This window comes from Amycolatopsis sp. cmx-4-61 (assembly GCF_046548775.1).
In the GTDB taxonomy this organism is placed as follows: domain Bacteria; phylum Actinomycetota; class Actinomycetes; order Mycobacteriales; family Pseudonocardiaceae; genus Amycolatopsis.
Window position 1 is genome coordinate 147,846 of the sequence record NZ_JAEBEI010000006.1, and the last position, 25,582, is coordinate 173,427.

Consider the following 25,582-nt stretch of genomic DNA (forward strand, 5'->3'; position numbering starts at 1 on the left):
CGGTTTCCGCTCCCGAGTAGGTGAAATTTCAACTGACCCGACCCAAAGTAGGGCACCGGGCACCTTCACCGAAGCTCCGGACGGTGATCGACAGGAAACCGACAGGCACCGTTCAGCGCTTGTGCGCCCGGGCCGCGCCGAAGCAGTACACGCCGAACGCGGCGAGGCCGAGCGCCACGATGATCAGCAGCACGGTGCCGAACGGCTGGGCCGAGAGCGTCTTGAGGGCGGCGTCCAGGCCGCCGGCCTTGTTCGGGTCGGCGGTGAACCCGGCGATGGCCAGCAGGATCGCGACGATGGCCAGGACGACGCCCTTGGCGAGGTAGCCGGTGGTCCCGATCGTGCCGATCCAGCGCTGGGCCTTCCCCGGCAGCTCCGACGTGTTCAGGTCTTCGAGGAACTTCTTCTTCGCGCCCTTGAGGCCCGCGGCGATGGCGACGCCGAGCACGCACGCGGCGGCGATGACGACCAGCGCGGGGCCGGCCGGCAGCTGGAGCAGCTTGGCGGTGAACTCCTGCTGCTTCTGGTTGCCGGACCCGCCGCCCCCGCTGCCGGTGGCGATGCGGATGGCCGTGACGCCGAGCAGGATCACGACGACGCCGCGCGCGGCCGCGCCGATCCGCTTGCGCGTCCGCTTGCCGCCGGTGACCCACTCGTACCCGGTGGCGGCCATCAGGAACTGCCAGAGCCCGAACAGGATCAGGCCGATGGCGACGATCCACAGCAGGATCTGGCCGAACGCCGTGGAGCCGATCTGCTGCAGGGCGCCCTTCTGGTCCGCCTGCTCGCTGTCGCCGAAGGCGACCTGCAGGGCGAGGTAGGCGATCACCAGGTGCACGACGCCGTAGCAAGCCATGCCGACGCGCCCGAGCAGCTGCGCGGTGTTGCTCTTCTCGCCTCGTTCGGCGGTGGCCTCTGTCCGGTTCATGCCTGCTCTAATACCCACGTCCGACCTTGATCCGCTGGGCCAACCGGACTAATCACGTCCTGTGCCCGGAACGGACGCCAGCGTGGCCGGGCTCAGGCGGGGCGGCGCCGCACTTCGTCGAGGCGAGCCCAGCCGCCGTTGACCGCGAGCAGCGTCAGCACCTGTTCCGCCTGCTCGGCGAACCGGGCGAGGTCCTCGTGCAGCAGGGCCGCGCGTTCGCCGTCGAGCTGGTCGAAGTCGTCGAACCACAGCGAGATGGCCGAGCCGGCCGTGACGGCCAGTCCCTGCGTCAGGCTCAGGAAACCGGGCGACGGCGCCCCGGCGGCCGCCCGGTAGGCGGTCTCGATCTCGTCGCAGGCGGCGAGCAGGTCACGCAGCTGCCGGACGGCGCCCGCCGGGGTGCCGTCCCAGGCGGCGGTCGGCCAGGCGCGATCGGACAGCTCGAGCCACAGCCGCCAGCCGGCGACCAGCTCGGCTTCGTCGTGGGGCGTCCAGGACGCCGGAACCGGCCAGTACATGCTTCGAGGGTGACACCGCCGGGGCGCGAATCCACCCCGGCGGTGCGTTATGTCTCATGTGGCGAAATTCAGCCGATGACGGGCGGCACAGGGACGCAGGGCGGCGTCTTGGCGTGCGCGGGATCGAGCGCGTTGAGCACCAGCCCCTCGGCGACGGGGTCGTAGGTGATGCCGAGGTGATCGGTGAAGTCGAGCCCGCAGACGTTCTGCAGGAGGATGTTCCGCACGTTGGCCGCCGGGGCGAGGAAGGCGCTGGTGTACGGCGTCACGACGTCGTCGTAGCGGGTCTGGAGCACGGTGTACTGGATGCCGGGCACGGTCTCCCCGCCCGCGTTGAGGTCGGTGAGGAAGTCCGAGCCGACGGCTTGTTCGTTGCACGCCTGGCAGACCGCGCCGAGCCCGGCCGGAACGCCGGGGATCATTTCCAGGGTGCTCAACAGGCCGAAGAGATCGGTGCCGTGGTTGGACGGGGACAGCCCGACGAGCCGGCTGATCTTGTCCGCGCCCCCGAGGTACTTGATCCAGTACCGGACGTTCATGCCGCCCTGCGAGTGCCCGACGACGTCGAGCTTCGACGCCCCGGTGGCCCGCAGGATCCGGTCGCCGAACGCGGCAAGCGCTTTCGCGGTGTCCGCGATGGGCCCCACGGTCTGCAGGAAGGCGCCGGGAGCGCCGCCGAAGTTCCCGGCGAAGACGCAGTACCCGGCGTCCGCCAGCTTCTGGGAGAGGTTCGCCCAGTTCTCGTAGGCGTTGGCGGTGGTCCCGTTCGAGAGCAGGACGGGATTCGGATGCCGTTCCGAAGGCTTGCAGTCCCAGTCGTTGGCCCCGGGCGGCGCGATGGTGGGGGCGCCGAGCGAGTAGACCGCGGCCGTGAGGATGTTCGGCTGCACGGGCCCGGTCGGTTCCCGGCCGGCCGCCTGGCTCGTGCCCGCCCCGAGCAGGAGGGCCGCCACCGTGGCCGCGGCCGCCGTGAGCCACCCGCGCGTCGTCATACCCATCCGCTTCACCTCTCTGTGAACCGATGGTGATCCGCGTCACCAAAGGTTTAACGCGCGGGTAACTTGTTCGAACCTCCCCCTCGTGGGTCATTTTCTTCCGGCGTCGTTGCTGGTAAAAGCCGCACGGAAGTAGCCGGCGAGCTTCTCGACGGCGGGGTCGATGTACTCCTTCCGGTCGTAGAGGTCGACGTGGCTGGCGCCTTCGATCCAGTGGAGTTCCTTGGGACCGGCGGCCCGCTGGTGGACGTCGACGGCCATCCACGACGTGACGGCGCGGGTCCCGACGATCTGGAGCAGCGGCCGCGGCGCGATGAGCGGGACGGCGTGGAAGGCGTCGAACGACGCGAGCTTGTCGACGCTCGGCCAGGCGAGGTACTTCGCGGACCGTTCGTGCGCCCCGCGCGAAGTGCAGTAGTACTCGAAGCCCTCGACGCCGTGCTCACCGCCGAGCGCACCGGCCTGCTCGGCGGTCTCGGGGAACATGGTCATGACGCCGGGGTCGTCCCCGCGCGCGGCGGCGGTGCGAGCCTGGGCGGCGAGGTCGAGCAGGCCCTGGAAGACGGCCGGGTCCTGGGTGCCGTCGGCGCCGTGGCGGAACTGCCGGGCGACGTCGACGCCGGAGACCGTGGCGACGGCCTTGACCCGGTGGTCACCCCCGGCCGCGGCGAGCGAGTAGCCACCGGAGGCGCAGATGCCGAGCAGGCCGATGCGTTCGGCGTCGACCTCCTCGCGGGTGGCGAGGAACGAGACGGCGGCCTTGAAGTCCTCCACGCGCTGGGCGGGGTCTTCCAGCCCGCGCGGCAGGCCCCCGGACTCGCCCTGGTGGGCGGCGTCGAAGGCGAGGGTGACGAAGCCGCGTTCGGCCATCAGCCGGGCGTAGGTGCCGGCGGTCTGCTCCTTGACGCCGGTGCCGGGGTGGCCGACCACCAGCGCGGGCAAGGGCCCGGCCGCCGGGGTGTCCGGGGTGTGGAGGTGCGCGGCGAGCGGGAGGCCGGCGCTGTCGAAACCGACGGTGGTCCTGGTCATGGGGGTCTCCTCGATCGGGTACGCCACCACGTTCCGCCGGATTCCGCCCGGCCGGGAGAGACAGGTTTCTGCCGGGGAAAGAACTTGCCCCCGTTGCGCACCCGCGCCCACCGCGGCGACCGGCGACACTGGAGGCATGACGCCGGACTCCGACCCGAGGGCGCTGGGCGCGTACCTCAAGGCCCGCCGGGCGCAGCTGACCCCGCAGGACTGCGGGTTGCCCGAGCCGGAGGCGGGCCGCCGGGTCGCGGGCCTGCGCCGGGAGGAGGTGGCGCACCTGGCGGCGATCAGCGTGGACTACTACACGCGGCTCGAGCAGGGCCGCGTCCGGGCGTCGGCACCGGTGCTGACCACGCTGGCCAGGGCGCTGCGCCTGGACGAAGACCAGCAGCGGTACGTGTACGAGCTGGCCGGCCGGGCGGACGCGCTCCCCCGCCGCCGCCGGGCAGGACAGAGCGTGCGACCGGCGATGCGCCGCCTGCTCGCCCAGCTGACCGGAACACCGGCACTGGTCCTGGGCAAGCGCCTGGACATCCTGGCCTGGAACCAGGCGGCCGCGGCCCTCTTCACGGACTTCGAAGCCATCCCCCCGGACGAGCGCAATTATCTGCGCCTGCTGTTCACGAACCCCGAGGTCCGCGAACTGCACGAGAAGTGGAACCACGACGCCCGCGAAGCGGTAGCGGCATTGAGAATGGAGGCGGCAGCCGACCCGGGCGACCCGGCCCTGGCCCGCCTGGTCGGAGACCTGGCCATCCAGGACCGGGATTTCCGCACGTGGTGGGCAGAGCACCACGTGAACAGCGCAAGCTACGGAACAAAGAGCTATCGCCACCGCCAAGTGGGCAGGCTGACCCTGGACTGCGACACGTGGGCCAGCCCGGACGGCTCAGGCCAGCGCTTGATGGTCCTGACCGCAGAGCCGGGAACCCCATCCCACGACGCATTGCTGCTCCTGACCGCATGGAAAGCGGAGCAGACCCACTAACCGTGGCCGAACCGAACCGGAGGATCACCCCGCAACGCAACCACAGCGGAACCCAGACCCCCCCCCGCAACCCCGATCCGAAGCCAAAACACGGACGGCGGCAGCTTGTCAAGGCACGCTTTCCCGCCTTGACAAGCTGCCGCCGTCCGTAGTCACAATGGCGAATCGGGGTGGCGGAAAGGCTCAGCCCTTCAGCAGGGCCCGGGCCATGACAACCTTTTGGATCTGGTTCGTGCCCTCGTAGATCTGCGTGATCTTGGCGTCCCGCATCATCCGCTCGACCGGGAAGTCCCGCGTGTACCCGGCCCCACCGAAGAGCTGAACGGCATCCGTCGTCACCTCCATGGCGATGTCGGACGCATAGGCCTTCGCGGCCGAAGCCATGAACCCGGCCCGCTTGTCCCCCCGCTCGGAAGCCGCGGCGGAGGCATACACCAGATGGCGAGCCGCCTCGATCTTCGTGCCCATGTCGGCGAGCATGAACTGGACACCCTGGAACTCGGCGATGGCCTTGCCGAACTGCTTGCGGTCCTTCACGTACGCCACCGCGGCGTCCAGCGCCCCCTGGGCGATCCCCAGGGCCTGCGCGCCGATCGTCGGGCGGGTGTGATCGAGCGTGCGCAGGGCCGTCTTGAGGCCCGTACCCGGCTCGCCGATGATCCGGTCCGCCGGGATGGTGCAGTTCTCGAAGTAGATCTCCCGGGTCGGCGACCCCTTGATCCCGAGCTTCTTCTCCTTCGGCCCGACGGAGAACCCGGGGTCGTCCTTGTGCACGACGAACGCCGAAATCCCGTTGGCCTTCTTCTCCGCCTCCGGGTCGGTGACCGCCATCACGGTGTACCAGGACGACTCACCCGCATTGGTGATCCACGCCTTGGTGCCGTTGAGCACCCAGTGGTCCCCGTCGAGCCGGGCACGCGTGCGCATCGACGCGGTGTCCGAACCCGCCTCACGCTCCGACAGCGCGTACGACGCCGACGCCTCGCCCGACGCGATCGAGGGCAGCACGAGCTTCTTCAGCTCCTCGGAAGCGGACAGGATGATCGGCTGCGTGCCCAGCTTGTTGACCGCCGGGATTAGCGACGCGGACGCGTCCACCCGTGCGACCTCTTCGATCACGATGCAGGCGCCCACGGCGTCCGCGCCCTGGCCGTCGTACTCTTCGCCGATGTGGACGGCGTTGAACCCGGACTTGACCAGCGCGTTGTACGCCTCGATCGGGTAGCGCTCGTTCTCGTCGACCTCCGCCGCGTACGGCGCGATCTCCTTCTCGGCCAGAGCCCGGACCGCGGCCCGCAGCTCCTCGTGCTCCTCGGCAAGCTGGTACAGGCCCATCGTCACTCCGGTCACCTTCTCTACGACGTCGGGAGGGATCTGTCGATGTTAGCGCTCGTTCACCTGGGTCGTCCTTGTGGCGTTGACCGCAGAATTCGTATGGTCGGGTGATGCCGATCACCGCGCCGACGCCGCCGCCCGGTCTGCCCGCCTCCCTCGACTACCCCGAAGTCCCCGTCGGATCGATCCTGGCGGCGGGTGCCGCGCGCTGGGGTGACCGGACGGCCTTCGCCCACGACGGTCACAGCCTCACCTTCGCCGAGACCTACCGCGCCGCTTGCCGGTTCGCCAACGCCCTGCGCGAGCGCGGCATCGGCCGTGGTGACGTCGTGGCCCTGCACCTGCCGAACTGCCTGGCCTTCCCGGTCGCCTACTACGGCACGCTGCTGGCCGGGGCCACCTTCAGCCCGGCGAACCCGCTGCTCCCCCCGGACGACCTCGCCTTCCAGCTCGCCGACTGCGAGGCCGCGGCCGTGGTGACGTTCGGCCCGGTCGCGGGCGTGCTGGCGAGCGTCGCCGACCGCATCCCGGCGCGGTGCACCGTCGTCGTCCAGCCCACCGGCGAGCTCGAGCTGCCGGACGGCGCCGTCGAGTTCGAGGCGTTCCACGCCGGGCAGTCCGAGACTCCCCCGTCGGCGGAGTTCTCGCTGCACGAGGACCTCGCACACCTGGCCTACACCGGCGGCACCACCGGCCGGTCCAAGGGCGTGCGGCTGTCGCACCGCAACGTCGTGGTCAACACGCTCCAGCACGCCTGCTGGGGCACCGGCTCGGTCCCGGCGCTCGACGGGCGCGGCGACGTCACGATCGACCAGATCGGCAGCGAGGACGAGTGGCCGTCGCGGCTGGGCACCGGTGTCGCGATCAACCTGACGCCGTGGTTCCACGCGATGGGCATCATCGGCGGCCTCAACGCGGCGGTGATCGCCGGCACGACGATGGTCCTGCACACGCGCTTCGACCCGGCGGCGTACGTCGCCGACGCCGAACGGCTCCGCATCACCGGCATCGGCGGCGCGCCGGCGTTGTTCGCCGCGCTGCTCGCGACGCCGTCGTTCCAGACCGCCGACCTCTCGTCGGTCCGCTCGATCGGCTCGGGCGCGGCCCCGATGAACCACGCGATGATCAACGCGCTGCGCGAGCGGTTCCCGGGCGTGGTCGTCACCGAGGGCTACGGCCTCACCGAGGCGACGATGGGCGCGGTGATCTCGCCGACGTACCGGTCGGGCACGCGCAAGGTCGGCTCGGTGGGCCTGCCGCTCTTCGACACGCAGGTCAAGATCGTCCCGGCCGAGGGCGGCGAGGACCCACTGCCGGCCGGGGAGCAGGGCGAGGTCTGCCTGCGCGGGCCGCAGATCATGCTCGGCTACCGCAACCGCCCGGAGGAAACGGCGGCGGCCCTGGTGGACGGCTGGCTGCACACGGGCGACATCGGCATCCTCGACGCGGACGGCTACCTGTCCATCGTGGACCGCAAGAAGGACATGCTGCTGTACAAGGGGTACAACGTCTTCCCGCGCGAGCTGGAGGAGCTGCTGATCACGCTGCCGGGCGTCGCGGCGGCCGCGGTGGTCGGCCGCCCCGACCCCGAGGTCGGCGAGCTGCCGGTCGCCTTCGTGGTACCCCGCGGCGAACTCGACAAGGACGAGCTGATGGCCGCGGTGAACGAGAAGGTGCTGCCGTACAAGCGGTTGCGGGAGGTGCACGTCGTCGAGCAGATCCCGGTCTCGGCCGCCGGGAAGGTGCTCAAACGCGAACTCCGGCAGCAGCTGATCGGCAAGCTCGACGGCTGACCGCCGCCGAAGCCCATCCGGCCCACCGGCCGGGTGGGCGCGCCGGGCGCTAGTGGCCGGTCTTCTCGCGCAGGGCCGCGTCCTTGTCCAGGACGAGCTTCTCCAGGTCCGCCTGGAAGCGGGCCATCTTCGTGCGCAGGCCTTCGTCGGACGCCGCCAGGATGCGGACCGCCAGCAGGCCCGCGTTGCGGGCGCCGCCCACCGAGACCGTGGCCACCGGGACGCCCGCCGGCATCTGGACGATCGACAGGAGGGAGTCCAGGCCGTCCAGGTACTTCAGCGGGACCGGGACGCCGATCACGGGCAGCACCGTCGCCGACGCCACCATGCCCGGCAGGTGGGCCGCGCCGCCCGCGCCCGCGATGATCACGCGGATGCCGCGCGCCACCGCGGACGTGGCGTAGTCCAGCATGCGTTGCGGGGTGCGGTGCGCCGAGTAGACGCCGACCTCGTACTCGACGCCGAACTCGTCCAGCGCCGCGCCCGCTGCCTCCAGCGTCGGCCAGTCCGAGTCGCTGCCCATGATCACGCCCACCTGCGGCGCCATACCTGATCTCCTAGTGGATTTCGTAGCCGTCGAGCCAGACGGCGTGGGACAGCCAGTGCGCCGACAGCAACGCCCGGTTGCGCAGGTCTTCCATGCGCTCGCCGGTGAAGTTGACGTGCCCGAGCTTGCGCCCCGGCCGCTCCTGCTTGCCGTACAGGTGCACCCGCGCCTCCGGGTACCGGGCGAACAGGTGGTGCAGCCGCTCGTCCGGCCCCATCGCGGGCAGCTCCGGCGCGCCCAGCACGTTCGCCATCACGCACGCCGGCGCGATCAGGTCCGTCCGGCCCAGCGGGTAGTCGAGCACCGCCCGCAGGTGCTGCTCGAACTGCGACGTGCGCGCGCCGTCCATGGTCCAGTGCCCGGAGTTGTGCGGGCGCATCGCCAGCTCGTTCACCAGCAGCCCGGTGTCGGTCTCGAACAGCTCGACCGCGAGCAGCCCGGTGACGTCGAGGGTCGACGCGATCCGCAGCGCCAGGTCCTGGGCCTCGTGCACCCGCGAGTCGTCGAGGCCCGGCGCCGGGGCGAGGACCTCGGTGTTGATCCCGCCGGTCTGCACCGTCTCGACCACCGGGTACGCCGCACCCTGGCCGAAGGGCGAGCGGGCGACGAGGGCGGACAGCTCCCGCCGCATCGCCACCTTCGCCTCCACCAGCAGCGCCGTGCCCGCGGCCAGCAGCTCCGGCACGGTCTCGCGGGCGTGCTGGGCGGTGTCCAGCATCCAGACGCCGCGGCCGTCGTACCCGCCGGTCGACGCCTTGAGCACCACCGGCCAGCCGTGCTCGCCGCCGAAGGCCACCACGTCGTCCACAGTGGACACCTCGGCGAACGCCGGGCCCGGCACGCCGAGGCCGGCCATCATCTCGCGCATCACCAGCTTGTTCTGCGCGAACCCGAGGGCCGTCGGCGCGGGCCGGATGACGAAGCCCTCCATCACGAGCGTCAGCAGGTGCTCGCCCGGCACGTGCTCGTGGTCGAAGGTGAGCACGTCGACCGAGGCCGCGAACTTCCGCAGCGCGTCGAGGTCCGTGTGGTGTCCCAGCGTGACGTCGCCGGCGACGAGCCCCGCCGCTTCGTTCTCGCTCGCGGCGAGCACGCGCAGGGACTGGCCGAGGGAGATCGCCGCCTGGTGGGTCATCCGGGCCAGCTGGCCGCCGCCCACCATGCCCACGACGGGCAGACCGGTGTGTTTGTCCATAGCGCCGATCAGCCTAAACGGTGACGACCTGCGCCGACCGCCGGACCAGGTGAAGCTCACGCGCCGCCAGCCCGAGGATCCCGCCCGCCGCCGCCAGCACGTACAGGTTGCCCAGGACCGACCAGCCCAGGCCCCAGCCGAACTCCGTGCTCCCGCCGTTGGGCACCAGCATCACGATCTGCGAGGCGAACAGCACCGCGACCGCCGCCGCGGCCCACCACCGCGCCTTCACCAGCAGGAGCGTGATCAAGGGCACGCACCAGACCCAGTGGTGCGACCACGACACGGGCGAGAGCAGCAGCCCGTAGAACGCCGTCACGAGCAGCGCGCCCGCGTCCTCACCACGCCGGTGCAGCCGCACGACGAGCCATACCGCCGGCACGGCGAGCACCGCCGCCACCCCGACCGCCACCGCCAGCGACCAGGGCGCCAGCTCAGAAGCCCGGTTGACCAGGCCGTTGAGCGACTGGTTGAAGATCCAGTGCACCGACCCGACCCGGGTCGGGTCGGTCGCCGAATCCCGCCAGAACCGCGCCGCGTCGACCGGGATGACCGCGAACATCACCGCTTCGAGCGCCACGAACGTGCCGAGCGCCCGCAGCCCGTCCTTCCACCGGCCCGTGAAGAACAGGTGCGGCACGAAGATCAGCGGAGTCAGCTTGATCGCCGCCGCCACGCCGATCAGCACACCCGCCCAGCGCGACCGGCGCGCCGACAGCACCAGGACGTCCAGCACCACGAACGCCATCAGAATCAAGTTGATCTGGCCCAGGAACAGCGTCTTCCACACCGGTTCCAGCGCCAGCGCGATGGCCGTTCCCGCCGGCAGCGCCCACCGGCTTCTTCCCAGAAGCGATGCGCGCCCCGGCGGCGACGAAACCACCGTGATGACGACCATAAGGGCGACCACCGACAAAACCGCGATCACGCCCCAGACCAGCCCGGACGGCACCAGGGCCAGCGGGAGGAAGAGCGGCGCGGCGGCCGGGGTGTAGGTGAACGGCAGGCGCACCCAGTCCGGCAGCGCGGTCAGCACGTCCCGCGTGTAGAGCGGGTCGCCGTGCACCAGCGTCAGCGCGCCCGCGCGGTAGACGGCGCTGTCCGCGCCGAGGTGCCAGCCCGCCAGCCACACGACCACGCCGAACGCCAGCACCAGCAGCGCGAGCCCCCCGGCGAAAACCCGGCCGGCGCGCGCCTCAGACCCCGGCGGGGACGTCGGCATCCGCGGCCGCCTTCTTCCGCGCCCGCCGCTGCAGGCCCCAGCGCAGCGCGAGCGCGGCGGCCAGCACGACCGGCATCAGGATGTAGGCGTCCCCCAGCACGTTCTGCCACACCTTCCAGTGCAGCTCGACGTTGCGGCCGTTCGGCAGGATCAGCAGCACGCAGCTGACGAACACGAACGCCACCAGCCCGGTCCCGACCCAGCGCTTCCACGCCGTCTTCGGAGTGGTCTTCGGCAGCCGCGAGACCAGCAACACGATCAGCGGGATCACCCAGACCCAATGGTGCGTCCACGAGATCGGTGAGATCAGCAGCGTCCAGAACGCGGTGACGAGCATCGCGGCCAGCACCTGACCCTTGCGGTGGAAGCGCAGCAGCAGCCACAGGGCCGGGATCGCGAGCAGGAAGCCGATGCCCATCGCCGCCTTCGACGCCCACGGCGCGAGGTCGGTGGCCCGGTTCATCAGCGCGTTCAGCGACTGGTTGCCCGCCCAGTGCACCGGTCCGATCCGGCCGGTGTCCGGCAGGGTGACGGTCCAGTACTTGGCCGCGTCGTGCGTGTTGATCAGGAACATCAGGCCCTGGAGCAGCACGAACGTCGCCAGCCCGCGCAGCGCGTCCATGCGGCGGCCGGTGATGAACAGGTGCCCGAGGAACACCAGCGGCGTCAGCTTGATCGCCGCCGCGATGCCGACCAGCACCCCGCCCCACCGGCTGCCGCGGGCGCCGATGACCAGCATGTCCAGCAGGATCATGGCCATCAGGATCAGGTTGATCTGGCCGAGGAAGATCGTCCGCCACACCGGCTCGAGGCCCAGGCAGACCAGGAAGAACACGATGGTCGAGCGGGCGGGCGAGGCCCACCAGCGCGGCCCGTCGGCGGCCGGGCGGGGCAGCGCGCCGATCGCGATGCGGATCGACAGCGCCATCGCCACCAGCGAAACGGCCGTGATCAGGCCCCAGGAAATCTGCGTCGGGAACGCGGCGAGCGGCACGAAGATCAGTGCCGCCGTCGGCGGGTAGGTGAACGGCAGCAGCGCCCACCACGGTTCGTCGGGCAGGGTGTTGGCGTCGTAGAGCGAGTCGCCGTGCAGCAGGCTCAGCGCGCCGGCGCGGTAGACCGCGCTGTCGACGCCGAGCACCCAGTCGTGCTGCCAGCCGTAGATGCCGTACCCGATCGCGAACAGCGGGATCACCGCGAGGATCAGGATCGACCGCGGGCGGACGGAGAGGCGGGCGAGTGACTTCCGCAGGGCCAGGCGGTGCTGGGGTCTGCCCGCTACTTCGCCGTCGACGTCGGTGGGTACGGTCCGGGTCACCCCATCAGGAAATCATGACCGGCCCGGTCCCGGTCGGAAGGGTCCTGGCGGAACCGGACTTTTCCGATGTTCTACGCGCGCGCCAGCTGGGCCAGCAGGTCGCAGGCCAGTTCGTGGGTCGCCGGCAGCCGCACCACCGAGACGCGCGGCCGGCCGACGTCCGCCAGCTGCGTGTCGACCGACAGCCGCTCGTGCAACGCCCTTCGCAGCGCGACGCCGTGTGAAGCGACCCGCTCGTCCTTCGGGACCAGGGCGGCGACGACGGACGGCCCCAGCGAAGCGACGCTCTGCCCGCTGTCGAACACCGTCCGCAGCGCGTCCGCGACCAGGATCATCCCGGTCAGCCGCGGGAACCCCGCGACGGCGGTGAGGTCGAGGGAGACGACCAGCAGCACGTGGTCGTCGGCGGCCGGCCGGCCACCCGCGGCGGCGGCGCGGTAGACCTCCTCGAGCCGCGTGCGCAGGTAGGCGGCGGTGGGCAGGCCGGTCAGCGGGTCGGCGACCTCGGTGTGCACGAGCTGGTCGGTGGCGACGTCCGCCCAGGCCAGGGCGGTGGTCCGGAGCAGCCGCGCCGGCGTGGCGTCGACGTCCGGCGCGACGAACCCGTCGCCGCCGTGGCCCAGCACCGCGTGCAGCGCGGCGAGGTCGGCGAGGGTTTCGGCCAGTCCCGCCCCCGCCGCGGCGCGGGCCCTGGCCAGCCCGGCCAGCGCGGTTTCGGCGGCCTCGACACCGCCCTTGGCCATCACCGCCGCGCAGACGGCGTCGACCTCGGGCAGCGCCCAGTCGCTCGGGAACCGCCAGCCGGCGGCGAGGCTGGCCGTGCGCCAGCGCGCCCGCAGCTCGCGCAGGGACGCGTCACGCTCGGCCGGCGTGAGCGGGGAGTCACCGGAGCCGGGTTGCGCAGCCGGAGCATCCACTGGCCACCCGCTCCTTTCGTCCGGTTCGTGTCGATCTTGTCGAGTGCTTCACGATGAGGACGTACCCCGGAGGACACCGTGACGCGTACTGACCGGTTTTTGTCGTGAAGCTTTTCCCCGCACCGGCCCGGGGGTGGGTGATTTTGCTCCGCCGTCGGAGTCATCACCCGGACCACAACGTGACGGTCGAGGGTGGGTCAGTCACACTTGTCTCGCGTCCCGGATCGGCCTGTAATGGCAGGTCCTGGCTCTAGCCGACCGAGGAGTGCCGTGTCCACCGTTCCCGCCGATCTCAGCGGAAAGAGTGACGCCGAGCTGATCGCGGAGGTCCGCTCCGGGAAGATCGCGTCGTACGGGACGCTCTACGAACGGCACACCGGTGCGGCCCGCAACCTGGCCCGTCAGCTGGCCCGCTCGAGCTCCGAGGCCGACGACCTCGTGTCCGAGGCGTTCGCCAAGGTGCTGGACACGCTCCGTGGTGGCAAGGGCCCGGACACAGCCTTCCGGGCGTACTTGCTGACCGCCCTGCGTCACACCGCGTACGACCGCACGCGCAAGGAACGCCGGGTCGACCTCAACGAGGACATGACCGAGGTCGGCGGGGCCGCGGCCGAGGCGCTGACCGTGCCGTTTTCCGACACCGCCGTCGCGGGGCTCGAGCGGACGATGGCCGCCCAGGCGTTCGCGCGGCTGCCGGAGCGCTGGCAGGCGGTGCTCTGGCACACCGAGATCGAGCAGCAGAGCCCGGCCGAGGTCGCGCCGCTGCTGGGCCTGACCGCGAACGGCGTCTCCGCGCTCGCCTACCGCGCCCGTGAAGGCCTCCGGCAGGCCTACCTGCAGGTCCACCTGCAGCAGAACGCCGAAGAACGCTGCCGGGCGTGCGCGGAGCGGCTCGGCGCGTGGACCCGCGACGGGCTGTCGAAGCGGGAGCGCGCCCAGGTCGAGAGCCACCTCGACGAGTGCGCCAAGTGCCGGGCGCTGGCCGCGGAACTGGCGGACGTCAACGGCGGCCTGCGCGCGGTCATCGCCCCGATCGTCCTCGGCGGCGCCGCGCTGGGCTACCTGGCGACCATCGGTGCGGCGAAGGCGAGCGCGGCCACCGCGGGCGCGGCCGCCGCCGGGACCGCCGGAGCCGCCGGTGCCGCGGCCGGGGGCAAGGGCGGCGCGGCCGCGGGCGCCGCCGCCGCGGGACCCCGCCAGTTCGCCGGGGTCGCCGCTTCCGGCACGGCGATCGTCGCCGCCGTCGTCATCGCACTCACCGCGGGCGGCGGGACGCAGGAGATCCCGGTCGCCGCGCAACAGCCGCCGCCGGCCCAGCAGGTCCAGCCGCCGGCCCCGAAGCCGCAGCCACCGGCTCCGACCGCCGCTCCGCCGGTCGAGCCACCGGCGGCACCGCAGTCCCCAGCACCGCAGCCCCCGGCACCGCCGGCGGCACCTCCCGCGGCACCGTCGGTCGAGCCCGCGCCGCCGCCGGTCGCCCCGCCGGCCCCGCCCGCTCCGGCACCGCCGCCGGCGCCTCCCGTCCCGGCACCGCCGTCGATGTCGGCGACGACCCCGTCCGGCGGCGTCGAGCTCAGCCCGGGCACCGCGACGAACGTGCCGATCACCGTGCGCAACGACGGCGGCAGCGTGTCCGAGCCGGTGGCGGTCGCGCTGAACCTGCCCCGCGGGGTCCGCGCGGTCGACACCGGCGGTGGCGGGGCGCCGATAGCCCGCGCGCAGGCCGCCGACCCCGTCTCGGTCAACTGTCCCCGCGGCGAGGGCACGGTCACCTGCAAGACCGGTGCGGGCCTGCAGCCGGGCCAGAGCGCGACGCTGAACTTCCGCCTGGAGGCCGACGCGGACGCCGAGGGCGGCACGGTCACCGGATCGGTCACGGCCGGCGTGCGGATCTCCGTCAAGGTGAGCGTCAAGGTCACCGTGAAGCTGCCGCGGGACGCCGTGGTCCTGGAGGCGCAGGGCGACGGGCTCTCGGCGTTCCCGTGGAACCACAGCCCGCTGGTGTACGTGCGGGTCCGCAACACCGGCGAAACGACCAAGCCGGTCACGGTCACCTTCGACGCCCCGCTCGGGCAGTGGTGGAGCCTGAGCGGCTTCCCCTGCACGACGACCGACGAACGCGCGAGCTGCACGACGAAGAGCGCGGTGGCGCCGGGCCGGCACGTCAACCTGTGGGTGCGGCTGCTGGGCCGGCCCAACGACGGCCGCGTGACGATCAACGCCAGGCTCGGCCGGGCGTCGGCGCCGCCGGTGACCGTGGACTTCGGCTGCTGGCTCCACTGGTGCGGCACGGACCCGGTGCCCTCGACGCCGACCCTTCCGTCACTCCCGACGCTCCCGTCCGTCCACACACCGACGCCGGGCAAGCCGAAGCCGACGCCCACGAAGCCGAAGCCGCCGGTGACGACCAAGGAGGAGCCCACGGTCGAGCCGCCGGTGTCGACGACCACGACGAGCGCTCCGCCGCCCGCCCGCGGGAGCTCCGGCGCCAAGCCGCCGACGGTCAGCCCCGAGAAGGCCTTCGGCTGGTTGACCGGGTAGCGTCCGCGCGGTGCGCGAGCTGCTGACGAAGCATCGCGAGCTCCTCCGCTTCGCCGTCGTCGGCGGGATCAGCTTCGTGATCACGATGTCCGTGAACTACGGCTTGAAGTTCACCGTGCTGCGGACCCACCCGGTGACGGCCCTGATCGTCGGCGTTCTCGTCGCGACGATCTTCTCCTACGTCGCCAACCGCGAGTGGTCGTTCCGCACCCGCGGCGGCCGGGAGCGGGCGCACGAGGCCGCGCTGTTCTTCCTGCTCAGCGGCATCGCGCTGGGCCTGAACGCGCTGCCGCAGTGGTTCTCGCGGTACGTGCTGGACCTGCAGGCACCGCGGCTGTCACCGTTCGGCGTCGAGGTGGCCGACTTCGTCAGCGGCATCGTCGTCGGCACGTTGCTGGGCACGCTGTTCCGGTGGTGGGCCTTCAAGAAGTGGGTCTTCCCCGACGTCGGCGGCCGCCTGCGCACGGCGCCCGCCGACGCTGCGCAATATCCGGACAATCACGACAGCAAGGCCGCCTGAACCACAGGTCAACGCGCGTTGCTCCTAGACTGCGTGGTGTGACCGTTGTGGAAACCGTGCTCAAGCGCACGCCGGAGCCACTGCGTTCGGTGCTGATCAAGCACCGGGAGCTGCTGAAGTTCGCGATCGTGGGCGGCACGACGTTCCTGGTCGACAACGGCGTCTGGTACGCGCTCAAGCTCACGGTGCTGGAGCCGAAACCGACGACGGCGAAGGCGATCGCGATCATCGTCGCGACCATCGTGTCCTACATCCTCAACCGCGAGTGGTCCTTCCGGACCCGCGGCGGGCGCGAGCGGCACCACGAAGCCGCCCTGTTCTTCGTCATCAGCGGCATCGCCGTCGGCGTGAACCTGATCCCGCTGATCGTCTCGCGGTACGTGCTCGACCTCGAAGTCCCGCACGTGACGTTCCTGGTCCAGGAGGTCGCGGACTTCCTGAGCGGCTCGATCATCGGCATGCTGCTGGCCATGTTCTTCCGCTTCTGGGGCTTCAAGAAGTGGGTGTTCCCGGACGAACTGGGCGAGCGGCGGCGGGACAGCGACCAGGTCACCCGCCTCCCCTGAGAAAACTCCTTGCACTTTGACATGTAGTTGTCTACTGTCATCCTCGTCAGTGTTCCTCCGCAAAGGACGCCGTCCGGGTTCGGCCGGGCGAGCGGGACGATTCGAGGTGGTTTCCGAGCGCGAAGAGGTCGCATCCGTCCGCGGATGACGATGGAACCTTTTCCCGGCTCGACGGGACGCGTTTTCCCGCGCGTCCGCATCTCTCGTCCCTTCTGACGAACCAAGGACTTCTTCTTGAGCACCATCGCGCCTCAGCGCGCCCTCAACCGTGCCCTCGCGGGCCTGTTCCTGTCCGTTTTTCTCGCGATGCTCGACGCCCAGGTCGTCGCCACCGCGCTCCCCCGGATCGCCGCCGAGTTCGGCGGGACCGGCGCCTACGCCTGGGTCACCACCGCCTACCTGCTCGCCGGGAGCGCCACCGCACCCCTGTACGGCAAGCTCGGCGACGTCTTCGGCCGCAAACGCGTGCTCCTGGGCGCGCTCGGTCTCTTCCTGCTCGGCTCGCTCGCCTGCGGCCTGGCGCCGTCGGCCGCGTTCCTGATCGCCGGGCGCGTCCTCCAGGGCACCGGCTCCGGTGGCCTCTTCGTCTCCGTCGGCGCTTCGCTCGGCGAGATGTTCACGCCTCGCGAAGGCGCGAAGTACTTCGGCTGGTTCTCGATCTGCTTCGCCGTCGCCTCGCTCGCCGGTCCGGTCGTCGGCGGCCTGCTCACCGGAATCGCCGGCTGGCGGTCGATCTTCCTGGTCAACCTGCCGCTCGGGCTCGTCGCCCTCGCCGGCCTGCAGGCGCTCGACCTGCCGAAACGGCGTCGGGAAGCACCGTTCGACTTCCCCGGCGTGGTCCTGCTCGGCACGGCGATCACCGGCTTCACGCTGCTCACGCCGTGGTCGATCGCCGTCGGTGCGGCCGCGGCCGTCGGGTTCGTGTTCGTCGAACGGCGAGCCGAAGCGCCGGTGCTGCCCCTGCGGCTGTTCCGCGACCGGACGTTCACCGTTTCGGTGCTGCTCAGCGTGCTCGCCGGGTTCGCGTTCCTCGGGTCGGTCAACTACATCGCGGTCTTCCTGCAGGCCGACGCCGGTCCGGCGGAAGGCGGGCTGCGGCTGCTGCCGATGACGCTCGCCGTGTCCGTCGCCTCGCTCGTCGCGAGCAGGGTCATCGCCCGCACCGGCGCGTACCGCTGGGCACCGCGGTCGAGCATGGCGCTCGGCCTGCTCGCGGTGCTCGGCCTGCTCACCCTGGACGGCCTGCCGGCCGCGCTCGGCTGCCTGGTCGTCTTCGGCGTCGCCGCCGGGCTGAACCTGCAGGTGCTCGCCATGGCCACCCAGAACACCGCCCCGCCGGCCGACCGCGGCGCGGTCGCCGCCGGCGTCAACCTCGCCCGCGCGCTCGGCTCGGCCCTCGGCCCGGTCGCACTCGGGTTCGCCTACCAGGCCGGCACCCACGGCGTGTTCCTCGCGCTGCTGCCGGTCCTCGCGCTCGCCCTCGTCACGGCGTTCGCGCTCCCCCACGTCCCGCTTTCCCGCTAGGAGAACCACGATGATCTTCGTCCTCGGCGCCACCGGCAAGGTCGGCCGCGCCCTCGTCCCCGCCCTGCTCGACGCCGGTGCCGCCGTCCGCGCCCTGACCCGCGACCCGGCGAAGGCCCGGATCGACCCGCGCGCCGAAGTGGTCCGCGGCGACCTCGACACCTCGGATCTCGCCCCCCTGCTGGACGGCACGGACCGCGTGTTCGTCCTGACCCAGGGGCACAGCGCCGACCGGGAAGCGGCCGTCGCGCAGGCGGCCGCCCAGACCGGCGTCTCCCACCTCGTCAAGCTGTCCACCACGGGCGTCCACTTCGGACAGACCGACCCGATCACCCGGACGCACGCCGAGGCCGAGCAGGCGATCCGCGAAGCCGGGCCGGCGTGGACGATCCTGCGGCCCGGTGCCTTCATGGACAACCGGTTCGCCTGGCTCGGCACCATCCGCGAAGAGAACGCCGTGTACGTGCCCGAAGGCGATCCGGCCTCGGCGCTGGTGCACGTGCGCGACATCGCCGCGGTCGCGACGCTCGCGCTGACGACGTCCGGCCACGAAGGCGCGACCTACGAGCTCACCGGCGGCGAAGCCCTCACCACCGAACAGCAGGTCGCCGTCCTGTCCGAGGCGATCGGCCGTCCCGTGAAGTACGTCGAAGAGCCCGAAAGCGCGGCTCGCGAGCGCATGGTGCGACAGTTCGGCTGGCCAGCCGAAGCCGTCGACGGCTTCTTCGCGCTCAAGCGCGAGTCCGGTGCGCACGAGCACGTCGTCTTCGACACCGTCGAGCGGCTGCTCGGCCGGCCGCCGCTGACCTTCGCGGCCTGGGCGCGGGAGAACGCGTCCGCGTACCGCGAGTGACGTTCCGGAGGCCGATCTGTCCGGGATCCAGGCGACCCGGCACATCGTGGCCGCGAACCCGGGCACCGGCGGGCTGATGCTGACGATGGCGGACGAAAGCGAGCCGGTCTTCGCGGCGATGCGCGCCGGGGCCCGGGGCTACCGCCGGCCACCGAGCCGGCGTTCGCCAATATGGCGTTGCGGGAGGCGACCGGGCGCGTCCCGCCTACCGCGGGACGCGTCCGGCCGGTCGGCGGACGTGATCGCCACCCGGCGATCACGTCCGCCACTCCCATTCCTCGCCGACCTCCGCCTAGTCCTGGAAGATGATTTTCTCGCAGTATTCGCACGGGTCGTTGTACCCCTTGCGAACCCAGGTTTCCCGGTGGCAGTGCGGGCAGCGGACCTTCACGTTCGTCATCGTGACCACTCCTTGGCAAATTGCCGCCGAATCGGAGAGCCGGCCGGTTGCCTGCCCTTCCGGCGGCGATTCGAGATAGCCACCAAGTCGCCGAGGCAGAAGACGGCGTTACGCGACCAGCCCGAAAAACAATCGTCATCGAACCGAGCGCATTGCGCGTGATCTGTCGCCTACCGCGGGACGCGCTCGGCCGGCCACCGCACCTCGGGCACATCGCTCGGGCGCGGCACCTTCAGGAACAAGCTGAACACCGCCGGACGGCGGTTCGACAGCTCGAGGCGACCGCCGTCCGCCTCGACCAGGGCCCGCGCCAGCGCCAGGCCCACGCCCGTCGAGCCGCCGCCGGAAAAGCCGCGCTCGAAGATGTGGGGCGCCAGCTCGTCCGGGACGCCCGGGCCCGTGTCGCTCACCTCGATCACCACCGTGCCCTCCGCGTCGCCGCGGCGGGCGGTGAGCGTCACCGTGCCCGAGCCGTGGCGCAGTGCGTTGTCCAGCAGCACGCCGATGACCTCGCGGAGCCGGCCCGGGGTGGCCCGCGCCATCAGGCCGTCGGCCACCCGCGTGCGCAGGTTGCGGCCCTCCGAGCGAAGCAGCTCTCGCCACTCCTGCGCCATCTCCGGGAGCTGGGTCGGCAGGTCCACCGGTTCCGCGCCGACCTCGCGCGCCGCGCGGGCCGCCGCCAGCAGCTCGTCCAGCGCTTCGGCGAGCCTGTCCGCCTGCTCCTGGGCCGCCTTCGACTCGTCGGCGACCTCCTCGTCCGGGTGCACCGTGAGCGGCTCCAGCCGCAGCTGCAACGCCGTCAAGCGGCTGCGCAGCTGGTGCGAAACGTCCCCGACGAGCTGGCGCTCCCGCTGCACCAGCTGGGCCAGCGCGGTGCCGGACGCGTCGAGCGCCTCGGCGACCATGTCGAGCTCGCCGACGCCGTAACGGCTCGGGTCGGGGCGGAAGTCGCCGCCGCCGAGGCGGGCCGCGCGTTCGGCCACGTGCCGCAGCGGCTTCGCGAGCCGCCGGGCCGTCGCGATCGCCACCACCGCGCCGGTGGCCACCGACAGCAGCACCAGCAGCACGACGACCAGCGTCACCGTCGTCTGCCGCTCGTGCATCGGGCCGGCCGGGACGGCGATCTCCACCTTGCCGTCGCGAGCGAGGTCGGCCGACTCCTTCACGGTGTCGGCGCCCGGGCTGCTCCCGTAGCGCTTCTCGGTCTGGCCGCTGGCCCGGACGGTCAGCAGCCCGTTCGCCGGGACGGCCGCGCGCACCTGGTCCAGATCGATCTCCTGGCCGTTGGCGATCTCGGTGTCCAGGATCGCCGCCGCCGCGCGGGCGTTCTCCGCGAGCGTCTCGCGGTAGCTCGACTCGATCTGCCAGCTCGCCACGATGCCCAGCGGGATGCCCAGCACCACCGCGCTGACCGCGACGGCGAGCAGGATGGCCAGCAGGATGCGGCGGCGCACGGGCTTATTCGGCGTTGAAGCGGAAGCCGACGCCGCGGACGGTCGCGATCCGCCGTTCGCCGTCGTGGGTCTTGCTGGTCCGCCCCGCGGCCTCGTCGGCGGCGATGGCGAGCTTCCGCCGCAGCCACGACATGTGCATGTCGAGCGTCTTCGACGTCTTCGACTCCAGGTCGTTCCACACCTCGGCGAGGATCTCGTCGCGGCTGACCACCTGGCCGGCCCGGCTCATCAGCACGCGCAGCAGTTCGAACTCCTTGTTCGCCAGCTGCACCTCGTGGTTGTCCACGGTGACCAGCCGGGCGCCGAGGTCCATCCGCACCCCGCCGGCCTCCAGGACCTCGGGCACCCGGCGGCGCAGCAGCGCACGGATCCGGGCGAGCAGCTCGGCGAGCCGGAACGGCTTGGCGACGTAGTCGTCGGCGCCGGCGTCCAGGCCGACGACGAAGTCGACCTCGTCGGTGCGGGCGGTGAGCATCAGCACGGGCAGCTCGGTGCCGCCCGCGCGCAGCCGGCGGCAGACTTCGAGACCGTCCATCCCGGGCAGGCCGAGGTCGAGCACGAGCAGGTCGACGCGCTGCGCGGCGGTGGCGTCGAGCACCGAAGGACCGTCGGTCACGACGTGGATCTCGTATCCCTCGCGTTCGAGGGCGCGGGAGAGCGGTTCGGCGATGGCCGGATCGTCTTCGGCAAGTAGGACCATGCTCACCTGGCCAACTCTACGGCGCACGGGCGTGAAAACATCGTGACCGTGCCTGGCTACGAAGATGATCTGGCTCTCGCCACCCGGCTGGCCGACGCCGCCGACGGGATCACGACGGCGCGGTTCCGCGCCCTGGACCTGGCGGTGGAGCGCAAGCCCGACCGCACCCCGGTGACCGACGCCGACACCGCGGTCGAGGACGCGATCCGCGCCCTGCTGGCCGCGGAACGCCCGGACGACGCCGTGCTCGGCGAGGAGCGGGGCGGCACGGCCGCGACGGGCCGCGCGTGGGTGCTCGACCCGATCGACGGCACCAAGAACTTCCTCCGAGGTGTACCCGTCTGGGCGACGCTCATCGCCTTGGTGGCCGACGGCGACCCGGTCGTCGGCCTGATCAGCGCGCCCCTGCTGGGCCGCCGCTGGTGGGCGGCCAAGGGCGCCGGGGCGTTCTCGAGCGACTCGGCCGGGACCCGCCGGCTGGCCGTTTCGAAGGTTTCGTCCCTTTCGGACGCTTATCTGTCCACAACGGACTTGAACTCGTGGGTCGAGCACCACTCGCGCGAGAAGTACCTCGGCCTGGTGGACGCGTGCTGGGAGACCCGCGCGTTCGGCGACTTCTGGCACCACGTCCTGGTGGCCGAGGGCGCCATCGACGTCGCCGCGGAGTGCGTCGTGAACCCGTGGGACGTCGCCGCCGCGCAGGTCATCGTGACCGAGGCCGGCGGCCGCTTCAGCGACCTCGACGGCCTCGCGCGGTACGACAACGGCAGCGCGTTGTCGACGAACGGACGGCTCCACGACGAGGCGCTGGCGATCCTCAAGAGGTAACCGGGTAGGCCGCTCGGCGGGCACTTCTTGACCGGTCCGAACCCGCGGTGGTTCACTCCGGGTGCTCGCCGGGTCACCCGGTCCGTTGACAACGTTGTCAACGCGGGCGGCCCGCTCACCCCGGGAGGAAGAGCATGCGCAGAGTCGTCACCGCGGCTTTGATCGTCCCCCTCGTCACGGCGGCCGCGCCCGCGGCCGCCGCCACCCAGCACCACGACCTCGCCGCCTACGTCAACCCGTTCGTCGGCGCCAAGGCCGGCGACACGCCCGAGACCAACACCTACGCCGGCGACACGTTCCCCGGCGCCGACGTCCCCTTCGGCATGGTGCAGTGGAGCCCCGACACGCCGCTGCAGCCCAAGCCGCCCGCCGGCCAGGGCCGCTACTACGCCCGCGACCGCGACGGCGGGTACGCCTGGGAGGAAACCAAGCTCCGCGGCTTCAGCCTCACCCACTTCAACGGCGCCGGCTGCGGCGGCGCGGCCGGCGACGTCCCGTTCCTGCCGTTCGCCGGGAACATCACCACTTCGCCCGCCGTCGACGCGACCAGGTACTTCCCCACGTTCAGCCACGCGAACGAATCGGCGTCGCCCGGCTACTACAAGGTGACGACGGACTCGGGCGTCACCACCGAGCTGACCACGACCCAGCGGTCCGGCCTGGGCCGCTTCACGTTCCCGAAGGACTCCCCCGCCACGCTGCTGATCGACGTCGCCCAGTCCGCGATGGGCAGCGACGACGCCTCGGTCACCGTCGACCCGGCGCGGCGGACCGTCGAAGGCTGGGTGTCGAGCGGGCACTTCTGCCGCGGCCCCAACACGTACAAGGTCTACTTCACCGCCGCCTTCGACCAGCCGTTCCGCACGTCCGGGACCTGGCAGGACGCGACCGTGACACCGGGCGGCACCAGCGCGCGCGGCGGCGACCTGAGCAAGACGACGTGGGACAAGCAGGTCGTCACCGCCGAGGGCGGCTCCGGCGCCTACCTGACCTTCGACCCGGCGACGCCGGTGCAGGTGCGCGTCGGCTTGTCCTATGTGGACGCCGCGGGTGCGCGGCTGAACCTCGCCGCCGAGCAGCACGGGGCCTCCTTCGACGCGGTCAGGGACGCGGCGCGCCGGGCCTGGAACGACCGGCTGCGGCAGATCACCGTCGAAGGCGGCACGGACGCGGCCACGAGGACGTTCTACACCGCGCTGTACCACACGCTCCTGCAGCCGAACGTCTTTTCCGATGTGGACGGTCGTTACGCCGGCTTCGACAAGGCGGTCCACCGCGCGAAACCGGGACACGCGCAGTACGCGAACTTCTCCGGCTGGGACACCTACCGCGACGAGGTTCAGCTGCTGTCTCTGCTCGCCCCGCACGAAGCCGCCGACATGGCGCAGTCGATGCTCAACCAGGCCGACCAGGCGGGCGGGATCTGGGACCGCTGGTCGCAGAACAACGACTTCATGGGCGTGATGGGCGGCGATCCGTACCACTCGATCATCGCCAGCACCTACGCCTTCGGCGCGACGGACTTCGACGCCCGCAGTGCCCTGAAGTCCATGGTCACCGGCGCCACCCGCGTCCAGCAGGCCGGCGAACGCGCGCTCGAACGGCCAGGGCTGTCGGACTACCGGACGCTGGGCTACCACCCGAACAACGTCTCGGACATGCTCGAGGAGACGACGGCGGACTTCGGCATCGCCCAGCTCGCCCAGCGGCTCGGTGATGCCCGGACCCACCGGCAGTTCATGAGCCGGGCGCAGTACTGGGAGAACGTCTACAACCCGGCGACGGGCTACCTGCAGACGCGGATGCGCGACGGGCAGTTCCTCTCGCCGTTCGACCCCGCGCAGTACCAGGAAATGCGTTACCAGGAGGGGAACGCGGCCCAGTACACGTGGATGGTGCCCTACAACGTCCGCGGCCTCTTCGACGCGATGGGCGGCGACGACGCCGTCAAGAAGCGCCTCGACTTCTTCTTCACGAAGCTGAACAGCGACGCGAATTCGCCGTACGCGTTCATGGCGAACGAGCCGTCGTTCGAGGTGCCGTGGGAGTACGCCTACGCGGGTGCGCCGTCGAAGACGCAGGACATCGTGCGGCGCTCGGCGGAGCTGCTCTTCAAGCCGACCGAAGACGGCCTGCCCGGCAACGACGACCTGGGGGCGACCTCGGCGTGGTACGTCTTCGCCGCGCTCGGGATGTACCCGGAGGCGCCCGGGCGCGCCGAGCTGGTGCTGGCCAGTCCGCTGTTCCCGAAGATCACGCTGACCCGGGCGACCGGGCAGCGGATCACGATCACCGCGCCCGGCGCGTCCAGCTCGGTGAAGTACGTGCAGCACCTCCGGGTCAACGGCGAGCCGAGCACGAAGCCGTGGCTGCCCGAGTCGTTCGCGCTGAACGGCGGACGGCTGGACTTCACGCTGGGGACGTCGCCGACGTCCTGGGGCGCCGGGAAGGCCGACGCGCCGCCGTCGTTCCGCGACGGTGAAGTCCCGGTGCGCGGGCGAACGGGTCCGGGCCGGGTGGTGGTCGCACCCGGCGGGAGCACGAGCGCCACGGTGACCGCCGAGTGCATCACCGGCGCCGGCACGGTGTCGTGGCAGGCGAAGCCGCCGGCCGGGATCACCGTGACGCCGTCGAGCGGGACGCTCACCGTCGGCGCCCACGGGACGGCGTCGCAGCAGGTGCGGATCACCGCGGCGGCCGGGACGCCCGACGCGTACACGAGCGTGCCGGTGACCTTCAGCGGGCAGCCGGTGCCCGCGTACCTGCCGGTGACCGTCGGGCGGCCGGGGACGCTGCACGCGGCGAACACGAACGTCGGCGTCACGGACGACAAGCTCGTCCAGTACGGCGACTTCGGCGAAACCGACCTCTACCCGGGCGGGTTCGTGTTCTCCTACTCGGCGCAGGGGTTCGCGGCCCACGGCATCACGCCCGGCGCGACGGTGACGGCGAACGGGCAGCGGTTCCGCTGGCCGTCGAGCCCGGTGGGATCGCCGGACAACGTGATCGCGGCGGGGCAAACGCTTGCGGTGGACGCGCCGAAGGGTGCGGCGAAGCTGTCGTTCCTCGGCGCGGCGACCGGCGCGGACGCCCAGGGCACGGTGACCGTCACCTACACCGACGGGTCGACGCAAGCTGCTTCGCTGGGTCTGTCGGAGTGGCTGCTCAAGGGTGGTGCGGAGACGCCGCAGTTCGGGAACACGGTGGTCGCGACGGTCCCGTACGTGAACTCGGCGTTCCCGCGGTACATGTTCCGGCTCCAGCGGCCGTACACGTCGTACCTGTTCGCGACGGCCCCGATCGCCCTCGACCCGGCCAAGCAGGTCAAGTCACTGACCCTGCCCGCGTCGACCGGCGCGGGTCAGGCGCACATCTTCACCTACGCGGTGAGCTGACCGGCCTGCCCGGGTC

Annotated in this window: 21 protein-coding genes and 1 pseudogene; 10 read left to right on the forward strand and 12 right to left on the reverse strand. The window is 71.6% G+C overall.

Features of this window, described 5'->3' with window-relative positions:
• Positions 1-112: 112 nt before the first annotated feature.
• The 4 genes from ACLJOU_RS19655 to ACLJOU_RS19670 form a co-directional block, all read right to left on the reverse strand.
• Positions 113-928, reverse strand: coding sequence for a DUF1206 domain-containing protein (locus ACLJOU_RS19655; RefSeq protein WP_410569096.1), 816 nt, complete (start codon positions 926-928; stop codon positions 113-115).
• A gap of 92 nt (positions 929-1,020) precedes the next feature.
• Positions 1,021-1,446 (reverse strand): hypothetical protein, encoded by a 426-nt coding sequence (locus ACLJOU_RS19660; protein WP_410569097.1) that lies wholly within the window; start codon positions 1,444-1,446, stop codon positions 1,021-1,023.
• A gap of 68 nt (positions 1,447-1,514) precedes the next feature.
• Positions 1,515-2,444: an esterase/lipase family protein gene (locus tag ACLJOU_RS19665; RefSeq protein ID WP_410569098.1), complete on the reverse strand. Its 930-nt coding sequence runs from the start codon at positions 2,442-2,444 to the stop codon at positions 1,515-1,517.
• An 87-nt stretch (positions 2,445-2,531) separates the two neighbouring features.
• The gene (locus ACLJOU_RS19670; RefSeq protein ID WP_410569099.1) at positions 2,532-3,470 is read right to left on the reverse strand and encodes an alpha/beta hydrolase; all 939 of its coding nucleotides are present in this window, start codon (positions 3,468-3,470) and stop codon (positions 2,532-2,534) included.
• Positions 3,471-3,606: 136 nt separating this feature from the next.
• Between ACLJOU_RS19670 and ACLJOU_RS19675 the strand changes: the two genes are divergently transcribed.
• A complete protein-coding gene (locus tag ACLJOU_RS19675; RefSeq protein WP_410569100.1) occupies positions 3,607-4,458 on the forward strand; it encodes a helix-turn-helix domain-containing protein in 852 nt (283 codons plus the stop codon).
• A gap of 183 nt (positions 4,459-4,641) precedes the next feature.
• On the opposite strand, the gene ACLJOU_RS19680 is transcribed toward ACLJOU_RS19675, so the two are convergent.
• Positions 4,642-5,793, reverse strand: coding sequence for an acyl-CoA dehydrogenase family protein (locus ACLJOU_RS19680; protein ID WP_410569326.1), 1,152 nt, complete (start codon positions 5,791-5,793; stop codon positions 4,642-4,644).
• A 110-nt stretch (positions 5,794-5,903) separates the two neighbouring features.
• On the opposite strand from ACLJOU_RS19680, the gene ACLJOU_RS19685 reads away from it, so the two are divergent.
• A complete protein-coding gene (locus tag ACLJOU_RS19685; protein ID WP_410569101.1) occupies positions 5,904-7,586 on the forward strand; it encodes a class I adenylate-forming enzyme family protein in 1,683 nt (560 codons plus the stop codon).
• A 49-nt stretch (positions 7,587-7,635) separates the two neighbouring features.
• Here ACLJOU_RS19685 and purE read toward each other — a convergent pair whose 3' ends face one another.
• From purE to ACLJOU_RS19710, 5 genes are all read right to left on the reverse strand, one after another.
• On the reverse strand, positions 7,636-8,133 hold the full coding sequence (purE, locus tag ACLJOU_RS19690; protein ID WP_410569102.1) for a 5-(carboxyamino)imidazole ribonucleotide mutase: 498 nt from the start codon (positions 8,131-8,133) through the stop codon (positions 7,636-7,638).
• Positions 8,134-8,143: 10 nt separating this feature from the next.
• Entirely contained in the window at positions 8,144-9,328 is a 1,185-nt protein-coding gene (locus tag ACLJOU_RS19695) for a 5-(carboxyamino)imidazole ribonucleotide synthase (protein ID WP_410569103.1), read from the reverse strand.
• A gap of 13 nt (positions 9,329-9,341) precedes the next feature.
• Positions 9,342-10,550 (reverse strand): glycosyltransferase 87 family protein, encoded by a 1,209-nt coding sequence (locus tag ACLJOU_RS19700; protein ID WP_410569104.1) that lies wholly within the window; start codon positions 10,548-10,550, stop codon positions 9,342-9,344.
• Positions 10,525-11,868 (reverse strand): glycosyltransferase 87 family protein, encoded by a 1,344-nt coding sequence (locus tag ACLJOU_RS19705; protein ID WP_410569105.1) that lies wholly within the window; start codon positions 11,866-11,868, stop codon positions 10,525-10,527. Before ACLJOU_RS19705 ends, ACLJOU_RS19700 begins: the two co-directional genes overlap by 26 nt.
• A 71-nt stretch (positions 11,869-11,939) precedes the next feature.
• Positions 11,940-12,785, reverse strand: coding sequence for a GGDEF domain-containing protein (locus ACLJOU_RS19710; protein ID WP_410569106.1), 846 nt, complete (start codon positions 12,783-12,785; stop codon positions 11,940-11,942).
• 270 nt (positions 12,786-13,055) lie between these two features.
• Here ACLJOU_RS19710 and ACLJOU_RS19715 point away from each other — a divergent pair, with 270 nt between their 5' ends.
• The 6 genes and pseudogenes from ACLJOU_RS19715 to ACLJOU_RS19740 form a co-directional block, all read left to right on the forward strand.
• On the forward strand, positions 13,056-15,326 hold the full coding sequence (locus tag ACLJOU_RS19715) for a sigma-70 family RNA polymerase sigma factor (RefSeq protein ID WP_410569107.1): 2,271 nt from the start codon (positions 13,056-13,058) through the stop codon (positions 15,324-15,326).
• 10 nt (positions 15,327-15,336) lie between these two features.
• Entirely contained in the window at positions 15,337-15,846 is a 510-nt protein-coding gene (locus ACLJOU_RS19720) for a GtrA family protein (RefSeq protein ID WP_410569108.1), read from the forward strand.
• A 38-nt stretch (positions 15,847-15,884) separates the two neighbouring features.
• A complete protein-coding gene (locus ACLJOU_RS19725; protein WP_410569109.1) occupies positions 15,885-16,412 on the forward strand; it encodes a GtrA family protein in 528 nt (175 codons plus the stop codon).
• 234 nt (positions 16,413-16,646) lie between these two features.
• The gene (locus ACLJOU_RS19730) at positions 16,647-17,936 is read left to right on the forward strand and encodes an MFS transporter (protein ID WP_410569110.1); all 1,290 of its coding nucleotides are present in this window, start codon (positions 16,647-16,649) and stop codon (positions 17,934-17,936) included.
• Positions 17,937-17,946: 10 nt separating this feature from the next.
• Positions 17,947-18,789: an NAD(P)H-binding protein gene (locus ACLJOU_RS19735; protein WP_410569111.1), complete on the forward strand. Its 843-nt coding sequence runs from the start codon at positions 17,947-17,949 to the stop codon at positions 18,787-18,789.
• Between the two features lie 13 nt (positions 18,790-18,802).
• Positions 18,803-18,931: pseudogene (locus tag ACLJOU_RS19740) on the forward strand (DNA-binding response regulator); the annotation flags it as partial.
• 428 nt (positions 18,932-19,359) lie between these two features.
• Here ACLJOU_RS19740 and ACLJOU_RS19745 read toward each other — a convergent pair.
• Positions 19,360-20,643: an ATP-binding protein gene (locus tag ACLJOU_RS19745; protein ID WP_410569112.1), complete on the reverse strand. Its 1,284-nt coding sequence runs from the start codon at positions 20,641-20,643 to the stop codon at positions 19,360-19,362.
• 4 nt (positions 20,644-20,647) lie between these two features.
• Positions 20,648-21,343 (reverse strand): response regulator transcription factor, encoded by a 696-nt coding sequence (locus ACLJOU_RS19750; RefSeq protein WP_003105231.1) that lies wholly within the window; start codon positions 21,341-21,343, stop codon positions 20,648-20,650.
• A gap of 42 nt (positions 21,344-21,385) precedes the next feature.
• Between ACLJOU_RS19750 and hisN the strand changes: the two genes are divergently transcribed.
• Both hisN and ACLJOU_RS19760 read left to right on the forward strand, forming a co-directional pair.
• Positions 21,386-22,171, forward strand: a complete 786-nt coding sequence (gene hisN, locus ACLJOU_RS19755; protein ID WP_410569113.1) for a histidinol-phosphatase — start codon at positions 21,386-21,388, stop codon at positions 22,169-22,171.
• Positions 22,172-22,305: 134 nt separating this feature from the next.
• On the forward strand, positions 22,306-25,566 hold the full coding sequence (locus ACLJOU_RS19760; protein ID WP_410569114.1) for a GH92 family glycosyl hydrolase: 3,261 nt from the start codon (positions 22,306-22,308) through the stop codon (positions 25,564-25,566).
• Positions 25,567-25,582 lie beyond the last annotated feature (16 nt).